Here is a 14,216-nt window from a genome sequence, read left to right as displayed (position 1 = left end):
TGGATTCGAACCATCGACCAAAAGATTAAAAGTCTTCTGCTCTACCGACTGAGCTAACGGCCCAAAACAAGACCCCGGCGTTGCACCGGGGCGCGTAGTCTACCCCAGCACGGGGCGTTTCGCGAAATCAGGCGTAGCGGGTCGGGTCGGCAACGCCGGCGTCGGCGAAGCCGGCCGCGCGCAGGCGGCAGGCATCGCAGTGGCCGCAGGCGCGGCCGGCGTCGTCGGCGCGGTAGCAGGACACGGTCAGGCCGAAGTCCACGCCCAGGCGCACGCCTTCGCGCACGATGTCGGCCTTGCTCATGTGCTGCAACGGCGCATGCACGCGCAGCCCGGCCCCCTCCACCCCGGCCTTGGTCGCCAGGTTGGCCAGGGTCTGGAACGCGTCGATGAACTCGGGGCGGCAATCGGGATAGCCGGAATAGTCCACGGCGTTAACCCCGCAGAAGATGTCGGCCGCGCCCAGCACCTCGGCCCAGCCCAGCGCCACCGACAGCATGATGGTGTTGCGCGCCGGCACATAGGTGACCGGGATGCCGTCGCCACCGGCGTCCGGCACCTCGATGTCGTCGGTCAGCGCGGAGCCGCCGATGCTGCGCAGGTCGACGTTGACGGTCTTGTGTGCCACCGCGCCCAGCGCCGAGGCAACGCGCGCGGCCGCATCCAGTTCGGAGGTATGGCGCTGGCCATAGCGCACGCTCAAGGCATGCACCGCGAACCCCTGCGCACGGGCGATGGCGACGACGACGGCGGAGTCCATGCCACCGGAAAGAAGGACGACGGCGTTTTTCATCTGGGTGCCGGGAGTGGGGAATGGGGAAACGGGAATGGGAAAAGCGTAGCAGTCAGGCTGCACCGGGAAGATCGAAGGTCTTCGAGAAGCGAAAGCGGATCAGGTAGAGCCACGCCTGCCGCGCGGCGCTCTCCGCTTCCCGTTTCCCCATTCCCGATTCCCAGCTGCGCGCCAGCGCGCAGCTACCGCCCCGGCTCGTCGTTCCACAGCAGCTTGTGCAACTGCATCTGGAACCGCACCGGCAGGCGGTCGGCGACGATCCAGTCGGCCAGGTCGCGTGCGGTCAGTTCGCTCTTGCTCGGGGAGAACCAGACGGTGCAGCGCGTGTCCAGCCGGTGTTCGGCGACCACGGCGCTCGCCCATTCGTAGTCGCCGCGGCCGCACAGGACGAACTTGATCTGGTCGCGCGCGGTCAGCAGCGGCAGGTTCTCCCAGCGGTTGCGATGCGCTTCCTGCGACGCCGGGGTCTTGATGTCGAGCACCCGCGACACGCGCGGGTCGACCTCGGCGATGTCCAGCGCGCCGGAGGTCTCCAGCGACACGTCGTAGCCGGCGTCGCAGAGGCGCTGCAGCAGCTGCAGGCAGCGCTTCTGCGCCAGCGGTTCGCCGCCGGTGACGCAGACGTGGCGCACGCCGTGGCGCGCCACTTCTTCGAGAATCGCGTCGATGTCCCACCACTGCCCGCCATGGAAGGCGTAGGCGGTGTCGCAGTAGCTGCAGCGCAGCGGGCAGCCGGTCAGGCGCACGAACACGGTCGGCCAGCCGGCGCTCTCGGCTTCGCCCTGCAGCGACAGGAAGATCTCCGTCAGCTTCAGGCGGGGCAGCGGGCTTTGGACGATATCGCTGGGAACGGCGGCCATGGCGGGAGAAAGATGCTCCCGCGACGGCGGCGGCAGCGTAAGGGGGTCAGCGCAGCTGCTGGCCGAGACGGATCGACTGCAGGCGGTCCTGCGCGGTCCGCGCGGCATCGGACCCAGGATACTTCGCGCCGACCTGCTGCAGGGTCTGCTCGGCATCCTGGACGCGGCCTTCGCCGTACTGGGACAGGCCCAGCTTGAGCAGCGCGCCCGGCGCCTTGTCGTGGGTCGGATAGCGGCCGATCAGGTCCTGGAACTGGGCCTCGGCCAACTGGAAGTTCTTGGTGGCGTAGTAGCTCTCGCCCAGCCAGTACAGCGCGTTCGGCGCATACACGCCGTTCGGGTAGGCCTGCAGGAAGTTCTGGAACAGGTTCGCCGAGTCGGCGTACTTGCCCGCCTTCAGGGCATCGAAGGCGACATTGTAGGCGGCCCGCTCGTCACCCGCGGCGGCCAGGGTGCCGGCGTCGCCGTGCACCGACGGCGGCGGCTCGGCAACGGCGGACGGCTTGCCTCCAGGCGCGGCCGGCGCGACAGCCGGTGCGGCGCCATTGGCCGGCGGCAGCGACGGCGTCGCCCCTGCCCCTGCACCACTCTCCAGCCGGCCCACGCGGCCATCCAGGTCCAGGTACTGGTCCTTGATCTGCTGCTTGAGCTGGTCGTTGCTGTGCTGCAGTTGTTCGATCGTGGCTTCCATCGACTGCATCTGCGTACGCAGCTGGTTGAGCTGGTTCAGGATGTCGGTGTTGGCCTGGGTATTCATGGCCTGCTGCTCGAGCGCGGAAACGCGGTCGGCCAGGCTTGCGCGCTGCGCATGAGCCGGCGCGGCGGCCACGAGGGCCGCCGCGACGATCATCGATGTAAGGACACCGATACGCATCTTTTCTTACTGCGCCGTGTAGACGATCTCGACGCGACGGTTCTGCGACCAGCAGGACTCGTTCGACTCGGTGCAGACCGGACGCTCTTCGCCGTAGCTGACCACGGTCAGCTGCGCAGCCGAGCCACCGTTGGCCTGCAGCGCCGAGGACACGGCGTTGGCACGACGCTCGCCCAGGCCCATGTTGTACTCGCGCGAACCACGCTCGTCGGTGTTGCCCTGCAGGGTGATGCGCGAGGACGGACGGTCACGCAGGTACTTGGCGTGGCAGGCCATGATCGCCTGGAACTCCGGCTTCACGGTGTCCTTGTCCAGGTCGAAGTAGACCACGCGCTGACGCAGGCAGGAATCGGTGTCCAGGTCGCCCGGGCCGTACAGACCGGAGGTCGACGGGCCGGTCGGGGCGGTGGTGCCGGTGGTGCCGGTGGTGTCGGTCTGGGGCTGTTCCTTGACCTTCTTGGCGCAGCCGGCCAGAGCTGCAACGGACAACAGCGAAACAAGCAGAACGCGGGTGGTCTTGTTCATGGCGATACCTTGTGGCTCCTGGGCCGATGAGGGGTTCAACAGCGAAATATTAACACCAAACTTACATGTCAACGTGCGGTGCGATACGGCGACCAGGACGGCTCGCGCACGTCGCCATCGGCAAGCACCAGGCGCTGCCGCACGCGGGCATCGGCCGAGACCGCGTACAGCACGCCACGGCCGCCTTCACGCGCCGCATACAGCACCATGCTGGCGTTGGGGGCGAAGCTCGGCGACTCGTCCAGCGAACCGGTCGACAGCGTGCTCCAGCGCGGCGAACCCAGGCTGCGGTCCATCATCGCGATCTTGTAGGTGTTGCCGCTGCCCTGGGCCACGACCAGCTTGTTGCCGTCGAAGGACACGCTCGGGGTTGCGTTGTAGTTGCCCTGGAAGGTGATGCGGGTGGCGCTGCCGCCGGTGGCCGGCACCTGGTAGATCTGCGGGCGGCCGCTGCGGTCGGAGGTGAAGTAGATGCTGTTGCCGTCCGGCGCCCAGGTCGGCTCGGTGTCGATGCCGAAGTGGTTGGTCAGCTGGGTCAGCTGCTTGCTGCCCAGGTCCATCACGTAGATCTCCGGGTTGCCGCTGCGCGACAGCGCCAGCGCCAGCTTCTTGCCGTCCGGCGAGAACGACGGGGCGCCGTTGATGCCGCGGAAGCTGGACACCAGCTGGCGCGCACCGGTGGCGATGTCCTGGATGTAGATCGACGAGTTGCCGCGCTCGAAGCTCACGTAGGCCAGCTTCTTGCCGTCCGGGCTCCAGTTCGGCGACAGCAGCGGCTCGGCCGAGCGGACGATGGTCTGCGGGTTGTAGCCGTCGGAGTCGGCCACCATCAGCGCATAGCGCATCGCCCCGCCCTTGCCGCTGGCGGTGACGTAGGCGATACGGGTCCAGAACGCGCCGCGCACGCCGGTGATCTTCTCGTAGATGGCATCGGCCATCTGGTGGGCGACGTCGCGCATGGCGTTGGCGCGGGCGGTCATGGCCAGGCCGAGCATGCGCTCGCCCTTGCCCACGTCGAACAGTTCGTACTCGACGCGATAGGCGCCTTCGCCGGCGTCCATCACCCGGCCGACGACCAGGTAGCTTTGCTTGAGCGCACGCCAGGTGGCGAACTGCACCTCGCTGCCGCGGGTCGGACGCTCCACGATCTGCGATTCGGGCAGATTGCGGAACTGGCCGGAGCGATCCAGGTCGGCGCGAACCACCGCGGCGACGTCGGTGCTCGGCGGGGTCGCCGATCCCTGGTACGGCATCGGCACGACGGTGATCGGGGTCGCCGAGGCATTGCCGCCGACGATGTCGATTTCCAGGCCCTTGTCCTGCGCGGACGCGGCGAGAGGCAGCAACAGGGCGGTGAGAACGGCAAGCCAGCGCGGCAGTTTCTTCATGGGTCGCTCAGCAGGATCGGAAAGGCGCAAGAGATAGCAATGCGCGGGTGAACGTATTCGCAATCATGAACCATCGCCGTGTGAAGCCGATGGCAGGACGCGGCACATTATCGCCCATCGCATGTCGGGTGGATGGCGGGCGCGCGCGATGCGGCGCCAGCCGCCGGGGTCATTGGTCCTGGGCGGTGAAGTTGAAGGTCAGGTTGCGCGCGAACACGGTCTCGAAGCCACGGTAGGGCAACGGCTGGGCGCGCAGCACCGCGGCTTCGATCGAGCGGCGACCGGCCTCGTCGTAGGGACAGTCGGGGCTGACCTTGGCCTGCATGACCTGGCCACCTGGGATCTGGGTGATCGAGATCTTGCACTTCTGCCCCAGCGGCACCGAGTCCGGGCGCACCCACTGGCTCAGCACCGCCTGCTGGATCGCGGCGGCGTACTTGGCCTGCAGGTCGGTATTGGTGCCGTTCTGGCCCGGCGCCTGCTGCGGCGTGGTGGCCGCGGCCGCCGACGCCTTCTTGGCGTTCAGGTCGGCGATCTGCTGCAGCTTCTGCTGCGCCAGTTGGGCCTCGCGCTCCAGCTTCTCGCGCTGCTTGCGGATGTCCGCGATCTTCTTCTGCCGCTCCTCTTCCTGCTGCGCGGCCAGGCGTTGCTTCTGCTCGGCCTCCTGCTGACGCTTCTGCTCGGTCAGGTCGATCTGTTCCTGGCGGCGCTTGGCCTCCTGCTCCTGCTTCTCCTTTTCCTGGGAGATCGCGGTGCGGGTGGCGCGGTCCTGGTCGACCTTGTCGGGCACCGGGACGAAGTCCTGCGCCTTCTGCTGCTGCGGGGTCGGCGCCTGCTGCGGCTTGGGCGTGGGCAGCGGCTGCGGCGGCGGCACCGTGTCTTCTTCGGCGACGTCCTTGACCGGTTCGGGCAGCGGCTCGGGCAAGGGCTTGGGCGCGTCCTTCACCGCTTTCTGCGCCGAGCGCACGTCGGCGGCCGAGACCACCAGCGAGGCCTCGACCATCGGCGAACCGGCGGCGGGTTCGACCTGGCGCACCGGCGACCACCACCAGGCCAGGAAGAACAGCAGCGCGATCAGCACGTGCACGCCCACCGCCAGCGCGATGCCGTACATCAGGCCGTCGTTGTCGCCCCTGGCCAGCGGCGGTCGGTTTTCGGCTTCAGCGTGCATTGTTTCCGGGCTGACTCATCAGGCCGACCTTGGGCACCCCGGCCTGCTGCAGCATGACCATGGTGTCCATGACCAGTTGGTAGTTCGAGGTGCCGGGCGCGGCAACGAACACCGGCACGTCCTTGTTCTGGCCGACGAAGGCCTGGATCTTCGCCTTCAGCTCCGGCGCGGCGATCTTCTCCGGCTTGCCGTCCTGCAGGGTCAGGGTATAGCGGCCTTCGGCGTCGACGGTGACGATCACCGGATCCTTCTTGCTCTCCACCGAGCGCGCGGTGGAATCGGGCAGGTCCACGTCCACGCTCAGGCTGAGCAAGGGCGCGGTGACCATGAAGATGATCAGCAGCACCAGCATCACGTCGATGTACGGCACGACGTTGATCTCGGACTTGAGCTTGCGGCGCTTGCGGCGGGAAATGGCGGCAGTCATGCGGGAATCCTGGGAGTCGTGGACAGGCGGGCGACGCTCAGTCGCCGCTGGCCTGGCGCTGCAGGATGGAGCTGAACTCTTCGGAGAAGGTCTCGAAGCGCACGGCCAGGCGCTCGACCCGGGTGGTGAAGCGGTTGTAGGCCCACACCGCCGGGATCGCCACGAACAGGCCGATGGCGGTGGCGAACAGCGCCTCGGAGATGCCCGGCGCGACCGCGGCGATGCCCGCCTGCTGGCCGCTGTTGATCATGTCGTGCATGGTCACCATGATGCCGAACACGGTGCCGACCAGGCCCACGTACGGGGCGGTGGAGCCGATGTTGGCGAGCAGTTCCAGGTTGCGCTCCAGGCGGTCGACCTCGCGCGCGTAGGTCGCGCGCATCGCCCGCTGCGCGCCTTCCAGCTGGATGCGCGCATCGAGCCGGCGCTTGTCGCGCAGGCGGGTGAACTCGCGGAAACCGGCCTCGAAGATCGCCTCCAGTCCGCCGACCACGCGGTTGCGGTCGGTGGCGCCGGCGTAGAGCTTGCTCAGGTCGGTGCCGGACCAGAAGCGGTTCTCGAAGTCGTCGGCCTCGCGGTTGGCGTCCTTGAACACCTTGCCCTTGCGGAAGATGATGACCCAGCTGATCAGCGAGCCGAGCAGCAGCAGCAGCACGATCACCTTGACCGGCAGGCTGGCCTTGACCATCAGGTCCAGGTAGTTGATGCCGCCATGGGCGGCGGTGCTGGCGACGGCCTGGGTGGCGGTCTGGGTCACGTCCTGCGGCAGCGCCTCCACCACCGTGTCCTGCAGGGCCAGGAGCAATGCGATCATCCGTCGTTCCTCAGTAATTCGGCTTCAGTGATTTCAAGAACTTTCAATGCATCGTGCAGCGCGTCGTCCATGCCGCGCGGGCGGAAGCTGCCGGCGCTGAGCGCGGCCACCCGCACCTGCGCGCGCAACAGCAGCTCCCCGTCGTCGCGGCGGATCGACTGCGCGAACACCAGGCTGGCGCGCTTGCATTGCGACAGCGCGACGCCGACCTGCAGGGAATCGTCCAGGCGTGCCGGGCGCAGGAAGTCGAGCTGCATCGCGCGCACCGCGAACACCAGATCGTGTTGCAGGCGCAGACGCTCCTGACCATACCCCAGCGCCCGCAACCACTCCGTGCGCGCCCGCTCCAGGAAGGCCACGTAGCGCGCGTGGTAGACCACGCCACCGGCGTCGGTATCTTCCCAGTAGACGCGTGTCGGCCAACTGAATAGCCGGGAATCGGGAACGGGGAATGGGGAATCGGCAGTCAAGAGCGGCGCTCCTGTCGATAGCTGGGTAACCAGAACATCCTAGAACAGCGCCCCCGATTCCCCACTCCCGATTCCCAATTCCCGGTGCTTGGGCTGCAAGCCCAAGTGCAGATAGGCCTTGTTGGTGGCCATGCGGCCGCGGGCGGTGCGGATCAGGTAGCCCTGCTGGATCAGGTAAGGCTCGATCACGTCCTCCAGGGTGCCGCGTTCCTCCGACAGCGAGGCGGCCAGCGACTCGACGCCGACCGGGCCGCCGTCGAAGTACTCGATGATGGTGCGCAGCATGCGCCGGTCCAGCTCGTCGAAGCCCTCGGCGTCGACCTTGAGCATCTGCGTGGCGGCCTGCGCCACGGCCAGGTCGATCTGCCCGCCGGCGCGGACCTGTGCGAAGTCGCGAACCCGCCGCAGCAGGCGGTTGGCGATGCGCGGGGTGCCGCGCGCGCGGCGCGCGATCTCGGCGCAGCCGTCGGCGTTGCAGGCGATGCCGAGGATGCTGGCGGAGCGGCGCACGATCTGCGCCAGTTCGTCCGGGGTGTAGAAGGCCAGGCGCTGGACGATGCCGAAGCGGTCGCGCAAGGGCGCGGTCAGCAGGCCGGCACGGGTGGTGGCGCCGATCAGCGTGAACGGCGGCAGATCGATCTTGATCGAGCGCGCGGCCGGGCCCTCGCCGATCATGATGTCGATCTGGAAGTCTTCCATCGCCGGGTACAGCACTTCCTCGACCACCGGCGACAGGCGGTGGATCTCGTCGATGAACAGCACGTCGTGCGGCTGCAGGTTGGTCAGCAGCGCGGCCAGGTCGCCGGCTTTCTCGATCACCGGGCCGGAGGTGACCCGCAGGTTGACCCCCAGCTCGTTGGCGATGACGTGGCTCAGCGTAGTCTTGCCCAGGCCCGGCGGCCCGAAGATCAGCACATGGTCCATCGCCTCCCCGCGCGCCTTGGCCGCCTCGATGTAGATCGACAGCTGCTCGCGCACCGGCTGCTGGCCGAGATAGTCGTCCAGCCGCTTGGGGCGGATGCTGGCCTCGGCCGCGTCATCCTCGCGGGTGGCGCTGCTGGCGATGATGCGGTCCATGGAAAGCCGGGATTGGGGAATCGGGAATGGGGAATCGAGCGGACAATAGTAGCGGTTGGCGGCACGGCTGGCGCTTACTTTGATGGTCGCCGCCTGGTTTCAGGCCAGACGCCGCGGCAGTTGCCTTTCCCTGTTCCCCATTCCCGCCTCCCCATTCCCAAGGCCGCGACACCGTCGCGGCCTCAGATCTCCACCTGCGCGCCCAGTTCCACCAGGCGGTTGCCGGGGATGCGGAAGAAGCCGGTGGCGGGGGCGGCGTTGCGGTGCATGACCGCGAACAGCTTGTCGCGCCAGATCGGCATGCCGCGGTTGGCGCTGGCCACGATGGTCTCGCGGCTGGCGAAATAGGTGGTGTCCATGGGGTCGAAGTAGATCCCGCCCTGGTCGCAGGAGCGCATCAGCGCCAGCGGCACGTCCGGGGTCTCCATGAAGCCGAAGCGCACGTAGACCCGGTAGAACTCGTCGCCGATCGCGTCGATCTTCAACCGCTGCCCGGCCGCCGCGTACGGCACCTGCAAGGTCTCCACGGTCAGGAACACGTTGCGCTCGTGCAGCACCTTGTTGTGCTTGAGGTTATGCATCAGCGCGTGCGGCACCACCATCGGGTCGGCGGTCAGGAACACCGCGGTGCCGGGCACGCGCACCGGCGGCGCCAGCATCAGCCCGGGCAGGAAGGTGTCGAGCTTGATGCCGTCCTTGCGGATCTCGTCGTGCAGCAGCTTGCGGCCGCGGCGCCAGGTACGCATCAGGGTGAACAGGATCAGGCCCAGCAGCAGCGGGAACCAGGCGCCGTCCAGGAACTTGATGATGTTGGCGTAGAAGAACGCGCAGTCCACCGCCAGGAACACCAGGGCGAACAGCCACAGCAGCGGCGCCGGCACGCGCGGGTTGGCGCGCGCGTAGATGACCATCAGCACGGTGGTGATCAGCATGGTGCCGGTGACCGAGACGCCGTAGGCGGTGGCCAGCGAGGTCGAGTCGCCGAAGCCGATCACCGCCACCACCACCAGCGCCAGCAGGCACCAGTTCACCGCTGGCACGTAGATCTGGCCGATCGTGGAGTGCGAGGTGTGGCGGATGTGCATGCGCGGGATGTAGCCCAGCTGCATGGCCTGGCTGGCCACCGAGTAGGCGCCGGTGATCAGCGCCTGCGAGGCGATCACCGTGGCCGCGGTGGCCAGCACGATCATCGGGTACAGCGCCCACTCCGGCACCGCCTCGTAGAACGGATTGCTGACCGCGGCCGGGTCGCGCAGCACCAGCGCGCCCTGCCCCAGGTAGGTCAGGGTCAGCATCGGCAGCACCACGCACTGCCACGAGCGGCGGATCGCCTTGGCGCCGAAATGGCCCATGTCCGCGTACAGCGCCTCGCCGCCGGTCACCGCCAGCACCACGGCGCCGAGCACGAACACCGCATGCCAGTTGTGTTCGGCGAAGAAGCGCACGCCCCACCACGGGTTCAGCGCATGCAGCACTTCCGGTGCGCGCGTCATGTTGTAGACGCCGATCGCGCCCAGCGCCACGAACCAGACCAGGGTGATCGGCCCGAACGCCTTGCCCACCCGCTCGGTGCCGTAGCGCTGGGCCATGAACAGCATGCCCAGCACCACCAGGGTGATCGGCACCACGAACGGCTCCAGTTTGGGCGCGGCCACCTCCAGGCCTTCCACCGCCGACAGCACCGAGATGGCCGGGGTGATCACGCCGTCGCCGAAGAACAGCGAGGCGCCGAAGATGCCGAGGATGCCGACCACGTACATCGAGCGCGAGCCGCCCGGCAGGGTCCGCTGCGCCAGCGCGGTCAGCGCCATGATGCCGCCCTCGCCGTCGTTGTCGGCGCGCATGATCACGGTGACGTACTTGACCGTGACCACCAGCATCAGCGCCCAGAACACCAGCGACAGGATGCCCAGCACGGTGTCGTGGTCCGGGGTCAGCCCGTAGTGCGGCGAGAACGCTTCCTTGAGCGTGTACAGCGGACTGGTGCCGATGTCGCCGAAGACCACGCCGATGGCGGTCAGCATCACCCCAAAGCCCGTCTTGGCGTGCGGATCGTGGCTGCCCGGGCGGGCGGCGGAACTGGAGGAGCTGGACATGGTGGGAAGAGTAGCGCCAGAACGTGAAGAAAGAACGGGAAGCCGAGCCGACCCGAGGTCAGCGCAGCGCCGCCTGCAGGGCCTTGCGGATCACCGTGGCGACCTCGTCGCCGTCGGCGGCGGCGTCGCGCGCCATCTTCGCCGCCTCGGCCGGCTTGTAGCCGAGTTGCTGCAGCGCCACCGTGGCCTCGGAGACCGCGTCGGTGCCCAGTTGCCCGGTGATCGGCGCGCCGCCGCTGAAGTCGGCCGCGCGGTCGCGCAGCTCCACCACCATGCGCTCGGCGGTCTTCTTGCCGATGCCGGGGATGCGGGTCAGCGCGGTGACGTCGGCGGCGGTAATCAGCCGCGCGAACTCGTCGACGCTGACCCCGGACAACACCGCCAGCGCGATCTTCGCGCCGATCCCGCTGACCCGCTGCACGTCCCGGAACAGCCGCCGCTCGCCCTCGCGCAGGAAGCCGTACAGCGACACGCTGTCCTCCTTCTGCGCATAGTGGGTGAACAGGATGACGTCGCGACCGACGTCGGGCAGGTCGTAGAAGGTGCTCATCGGCGCCTCCAGCTCATACCCCACCCCACCCACGTCGATCACCAGCCACGGCGGCTGCTTGTAGGCCAGGATCCCGCGCAGACGGCCGATCATTGGGCGCCTCCTTGGAGGCGCCGGGATTGGGGATTGGGGATTGGGGATTCGCCAAAGCGGGGCCGGCGCGCACGCGCGCGGCTGTTGCCAATCCCCAATCCCGAATCCCGAATCCCAGCTCCACTCATTTTCTACTCCAAGCCTGCTGCGTGCTGACGCCCAGGCGCTGCGCGGTGGCGCGCACGTGGGCATGGGTGATGGCGACGGCCAGTGCGTCGGCGGCGTCGGCCTGAAGTTTGCCGGTCAGGCTCAGCATGAGACCGACCATGTGTTGCACCTGCTGCTTCTCCGCCGCGCCCTTTCCGACCACGGCGAGCTTGATCTCCTTGGCCGCGTACTCGTGCACCGGCAGTTCGCGCAGCACCGCCGCGCAGATCGCCGCGCCGCGGGCATGGCCGAGCTTCAGTGCCGCGTCGGCGCTCTTGCCCATGAACACGCGCTCGATCGCCACTTCCTGCGGCCGGTACTCCTCGATGAGCGCGTCCAGTCCGTGCAGCAGGCGCTTGAGCCGCAGCGCGAAGTCGCCCTCGCCGAGCAGTACCAGCGGCGCGTGGTGCACGTGGCGGGTACGGCCAGCCGCGTCCACGTCGATGATGCCCACGCCGGTGCGCTGCGAGCCGGGGTCGATGCCGAGGATGCGGGTAGAGCCGGGATTGGGGAATCGGGAATCGGGAATCGTAAAAGCAGCGCCCGTGCGGGCAGAGATGCCCGTGGCAGCCATCGACGTCGGCGATGCCTCCGGCACCGGCACGGCGCCGTTCCGGGTTCCGGGTCTTGGGCCCCGGGCCCCGGCGGTCATGGTGTCAGCCCCCGTCACTCAGCGCGGCCTGGTCGACGTTGGAATAGACGTTCTGCACGTCGTCCAGGTCTTCCAGCATGTCCAGCAGCTTGCGCACCTGCACCGCGGTGTCGCCGTCCACGGCGATGTCGTTGTCGGCGCGGAAGGTGATTTCGGCGTGGTCGGCGGCCAGGCCGGCCGCGTCCATGGCGTCCTTGACCGCCTGGAACGCCTCCGGCGCGGTCAGCACGTCGATCGCGCCGTCCTCGGGGTAGACCACGATGTCGTCGGCGCCGGCCTCGATCGCCGCCTCGGTGATCTTCTCCTCGTCGGCGCCGGCGGCGAAGCTGAGCACGCCCAGGCGCTTGAACATGAAGGCCACCGAGCCGTCGGTGCCCATGTTGCCGCCGCACTTGCTGAAGGCATGGCGCACGTCGGCCACGGTACGCACGCGGTTGTCGGTCAGGCAGTCCACGATCACCGCCACCCCGCCCGGGGCGTAGCCCTCGTAGCGCACTTCCTCGTACTCCACGCCTTCCAGTTCGCCGGTGGCCTTCTTGATCGCGCGCTCGATCACGTCCTTGGACATGTTGGAGGCCAGCCCCTTGTCCATCGCCACGCGCAGCCGCGGGTTGTTGGACGGATCGCCGCCGCCGGCGCGCGCGGCGACGCCGATCTCGCGGATGATCTTGGTGAAAATCTTGCCGCGCTTCGCATCGGATGCGTTCTTGCGGGCTTCGATCGAGGGGCCTCTACCCATGGGGCGTTCCGGACAGTTGTAAGGACAAGACGCGGATTTTACCTGATGCCGCGCACATCCCGCGGCCCGGCCGCGCCGACGACCGACCGCGCGTGCGACCGGCGCATGCCGCCCGTTCCCCGGCCGGCGCCCACTCCAGCGCGCACCGGCCCGTGCTGCCGGTCGAACCTTGGCGGACTGTCTACCCATGCGCGCCACATCGCTGCCAGAACTGTCACGCCCCACCTGGAGGCTGAACGCGTAAGTCGCGCCCGCTTTCCATCGCACCGAAAGGAGATCCCTCATGTCCCGCACCACCCCCGCCCCGTTCCTGTCGCTGGCCCTGCGCTGCCTGGGCCTGCTCGCCCTTGCCGCCCCGGGCCTGGCCAGCGCCCAGACCGATGCCTTCCGGGGCCGCTACAACGCCGGCGTCACCACCTATGCGATCAGCGGCCAGGAACCCCGCGCGACGGGCAAGTACCCGGTCTACGTGCATATCGGCGGGACCGGCGAGAACTACCAGAGCAACTGGGCGATGGCCGCGGTGAATGCCGCCGCGGCCAAGGGCTTCGTGGCGGCCTCGGTGGAGTACGACAACGCCAGCTTCGGCAGCTGCGGCGTCATCGGCAACCGCGCCAAGGCCATCTTCGACGCGCAGAACATCAACAGCGCCATCGCCCAGCTCTGCGCCCGCGACAAGGCCGATTGCTCCAAGGGCGTGGTGACCGGCGGGCTCAGCCAGGGCTCGATCATCTCGGTGCTGGCGCACGACTACGATCCCCGGGTCGCCGCCTCGTTCGGCCAGGGCACCGGCACGACCTACACCGCCTACTACAACCTGGCCTCCTGCATCGCCGACGGCAACCACAGCCTGCCGTCCGATCGCCTGCGCATCATCAACGGCGAGCGCGACATGTTCGTCGGCGGCACCGAGAACGTCGCCCGCACCCAGGCGCAACTGGTCACCGGCCTGCGCTGCGACGGGCAACAGTCGTGCTTCCGCAGCAACGGCAGCGGCTGGTACGTCGTCAAGGACCGGGAGGTGCAGGACCTCTACGCCGACCACTGCTTCATGGGCTTCGGCGGCTATCCAGGCACCCAGTGCACGGGCGTGCTGGTCGACGGCAACTACCGCAGCGGCACCGCCGCCTGGGCGCTCAACCCCACGCTGGACTGGTTGAAGACCTTCGTGACGCCGTAAGCGGCGGCATCGCCTGTGCCGGCACCAAGGCGATCGGGCGGACACCGCGACGCGGCGCCGGACGCTCGATGTCTGGCGACCGGCTCAGGCGGCGAAGCGGCCGTCGCGCAGGAACGCGGCGGTCTGCCGCGCGGCCTGCGCCGAGAACAGCAGGCCGCTGTGGCTGGCTCGGACCTGGCAGTGATCGCCCAGGCCGGGCACGCGGGTCTCGGCCAGGGCCACGCTGCCGTCGGACTCCGGCCCCAGCGCGACAAAGCGTGCGCCCAGCCCGCGCGCCACGGTGCCGGCGACCATGCCGACCTCGGCCGGCCCCTCCCAGCGCGCCACACCCTGCTGCAACAGCGCCGCGCTGCGGCCCAG

Annotated in this window: 15 protein-coding genes and 1 pseudogene; 1 reads left to right on the top strand and 15 read right to left on the bottom strand. The window is 68.5% G+C overall.

The genetic code is table 11. The features are described from left to right. Window positions 1-127: 127 nt before the first annotated feature. The 14 genes from queC to D183_RS0101645 form a co-directional block, all read right to left on the bottom strand. The gene (gene queC, locus D183_RS0101710; RefSeq protein ID WP_026143259.1) at window positions 128-793 is read right to left on the bottom strand and encodes a 7-cyano-7-deazaguanine synthase QueC; all 666 of its coding nucleotides are present in this window, start codon (window positions 791-793) and stop codon (window positions 128-130) included. Window positions 794-975: 182 nt separating this feature from the next. Then, window positions 976-1,653, bottom strand: coding sequence for a 7-carboxy-7-deazaguanine synthase QueE (queE, locus tag D183_RS0101705; protein WP_017907452.1), 678 nt, complete (start codon window positions 1,651-1,653; stop codon window positions 976-978). A 46-nt stretch (window positions 1,654-1,699) separates the two neighbouring features. Then, complete coding sequence (ybgF, locus tag D183_RS0101700; RefSeq protein ID WP_026144099.1) at window positions 1,700-2,527, bottom strand: tol-pal system protein YbgF; 828 nt, start codon at window positions 2,525-2,527, stop codon at window positions 1,700-1,702. Window positions 2,528-2,533: 6 nt separating this feature from the next. Then, on the bottom strand, window positions 2,534-3,052 hold the full coding sequence (gene pal / locus D183_RS0101695) for a peptidoglycan-associated lipoprotein Pal (protein ID WP_010344309.1): 519 nt from the start codon (window positions 3,050-3,052) through the stop codon (window positions 2,534-2,536). 68 nt (window positions 3,053-3,120) lie between these two features. Next, entirely contained in the window at window positions 3,121-4,440 is a 1,320-nt protein-coding gene (gene tolB / locus D183_RS0101690) for a Tol-Pal system beta propeller repeat protein TolB (RefSeq protein WP_010344310.1), read from the bottom strand. Window positions 4,441-4,609: 169 nt separating this feature from the next. Further along, on the bottom strand, window positions 4,610-5,611 hold the full coding sequence (tolA, locus tag D183_RS0101685) for a cell envelope integrity protein TolA (protein ID WP_017907450.1): 1,002 nt from the start codon (window positions 5,609-5,611) through the stop codon (window positions 4,610-4,612). Next, window positions 5,601-6,038: a protein TolR gene (gene tolR, locus D183_RS0101680; protein WP_017907449.1), complete on the bottom strand. Its 438-nt coding sequence runs from the start codon at window positions 6,036-6,038 to the stop codon at window positions 5,601-5,603. The genes tolA and tolR overlap by 11 nt, the downstream gene beginning before the upstream one ends. 37 nt (window positions 6,039-6,075) lie before the next feature. Beyond that, complete coding sequence (tolQ, locus tag D183_RS0101675; protein ID WP_017907448.1) at window positions 6,076-6,852, bottom strand: protein TolQ; 777 nt, start codon at window positions 6,850-6,852, stop codon at window positions 6,076-6,078. Then, the gene (gene ybgC, locus D183_RS0101670; protein ID WP_039725849.1) at window positions 6,849-7,322 is read right to left on the bottom strand and encodes a tol-pal system-associated acyl-CoA thioesterase; all 474 of its coding nucleotides are present in this window, start codon (window positions 7,320-7,322) and stop codon (window positions 6,849-6,851) included. Before ybgC ends, tolQ begins: the two co-directional genes overlap by 4 nt. A gap of 39 nt (window positions 7,323-7,361) precedes the next feature. Beyond that, window positions 7,362-8,399, bottom strand: a complete 1,038-nt coding sequence (ruvB, locus tag D183_RS0101665) for a Holliday junction branch migration DNA helicase RuvB (RefSeq protein ID WP_017907446.1) — start codon at window positions 8,397-8,399, stop codon at window positions 7,362-7,364. A gap of 182 nt (window positions 8,400-8,581) precedes the next feature. Next, the gene (locus D183_RS0101660; protein WP_017907445.1) at window positions 8,582-10,495 is read right to left on the bottom strand and encodes a potassium transporter Kup; all 1,914 of its coding nucleotides are present in this window, start codon (window positions 10,493-10,495) and stop codon (window positions 8,582-8,584) included. Between the two features lie 58 nt (window positions 10,496-10,553). Beyond that, entirely contained in the window at window positions 10,554-11,138 is a 585-nt protein-coding gene (ruvA, locus tag D183_RS0101655; protein ID WP_017907444.1) for a Holliday junction branch migration protein RuvA, read from the bottom strand. Between the two features lie 124 nt (window positions 11,139-11,262). Next, window positions 11,263-11,859: a crossover junction endodeoxyribonuclease RuvC gene (ruvC, locus tag D183_RS0101650; protein WP_226975086.1), complete on the bottom strand. Its 597-nt coding sequence runs from the start codon at window positions 11,857-11,859 to the stop codon at window positions 11,263-11,265. An 82-nt stretch (window positions 11,860-11,941) separates the two neighbouring features. After that, complete coding sequence (locus tag D183_RS0101645; protein ID WP_010344319.1) at window positions 11,942-12,676, bottom strand: YebC/PmpR family DNA-binding transcriptional regulator; 735 nt, start codon at window positions 12,674-12,676, stop codon at window positions 11,942-11,944. Window positions 12,677-12,959: 283 nt separating this feature from the next. On the opposite strand from D183_RS0101645, the gene D183_RS0101640 reads away from it, so the two are divergent. Continuing rightward, on the top strand, window positions 12,960-13,856 hold the full coding sequence (locus D183_RS0101640; protein WP_017907442.1) for a hypothetical protein: 897 nt from the start codon (window positions 12,960-12,962) through the stop codon (window positions 13,854-13,856). Between the two features lie 84 nt (window positions 13,857-13,940). On the opposite strand, the pseudogene D183_RS0101635 reads toward D183_RS0101640, so the two are convergent. After that, window positions 13,941-14,216 (bottom strand): annotated as a pseudogene (locus tag D183_RS0101635) (alpha/beta hydrolase); the annotation flags it as partial.

Source organism: Xanthomonas sp. SHU 199 (assembly GCF_000364665.1).
Lineage (GTDB): Bacteria > Pseudomonadota > Gammaproteobacteria > Xanthomonadales > Xanthomonadaceae > Xanthomonas_A > Xanthomonas_A sontii.
This window is presented reverse-complemented; position numbering and strand designations above follow the sequence as displayed.

What these genes read in the sequence shown, in the direction of transcription:
- queC (WP_026143259.1), bottom strand. Translation starts at nt 793, where the DNA reads ATGAAAAACGCCGTCGTCCTTCTTTCCGGTGGCATGGACTCCGCCGTC.
- queE (WP_017907452.1), bottom strand. Translation starts at nt 1,653, where the DNA reads ATGGCCGCCGTTCCCAGCGATATCGTCCAAAGCCCGCTGCCCCGCCTG.
- ybgF (WP_026144099.1), bottom strand. Translation starts at nt 2,527, where the DNA reads ATGCGTATCGGTGTCCTTACATCGATGATCGTCGCGGCGGCCCTCGTG.
- pal (WP_010344309.1), bottom strand. Translation starts at nt 3,052, where the DNA reads ATGAACAAGACCACCCGCGTTCTGCTTGTTTCGCTGTTGTCCGTTGCA.
- tolB (WP_010344310.1), bottom strand. Translation starts at nt 4,440, where the DNA reads ATGAAGAAACTGCCGCGCTGGCTTGCCGTTCTCACCGCCCTGTTGCTG.
- tolA (WP_017907450.1), bottom strand. Translation starts at nt 5,611, where the DNA reads ATGCACGCTGAAGCCGAAAACCGACCGCCGCTGGCCAGGGGCGACAAC.
- tolR (WP_017907449.1), bottom strand. Translation starts at nt 6,038, where the DNA reads ATGACTGCCGCCATTTCCCGCCGCAAGCGCCGCAAGCTCAAGTCCGAG.
- tolQ (WP_017907448.1), bottom strand. Translation starts at nt 6,852, where the DNA reads ATGATCGCATTGCTCCTGGCCCTGCAGGACACGGTGGTGGAGGCGCTG.
- ruvB (WP_017907446.1), bottom strand. Translation starts at nt 8,399, where the DNA reads ATGGACCGCATCATCGCCAGCAGCGCCACCCGCGAGGATGACGCGGCC.
- D183_RS0101660 (WP_017907445.1), bottom strand. Translation starts at nt 10,495, where the DNA reads ATGTCCAGCTCCTCCAGTTCCGCCGCCCGCCCGGGCAGCCACGATCCG.
- ruvA (WP_017907444.1), bottom strand. Translation starts at nt 11,138, where the DNA reads ATGATCGGCCGTCTGCGCGGGATCCTGGCCTACAAGCAGCCGCCGTGG.
- ruvC (WP_226975086.1), bottom strand. Translation starts at nt 11,859, where the DNA reads ATGGCTGCCACGGGCATCTCTGCCCGCACGGGCGCTGCTTTTACGATT.
- D183_RS0101645 (WP_010344319.1), bottom strand. Translation starts at nt 12,676, where the DNA reads ATGGGTAGAGGCCCCTCGATCGAAGCCCGCAAGAACGCATCCGATGCG.
- D183_RS0101640 (WP_017907442.1), top strand. Translation starts at nt 12,960, where the DNA reads ATGTCCCGCACCACCCCCGCCCCGTTCCTGTCGCTGGCCCTGCGCTGC.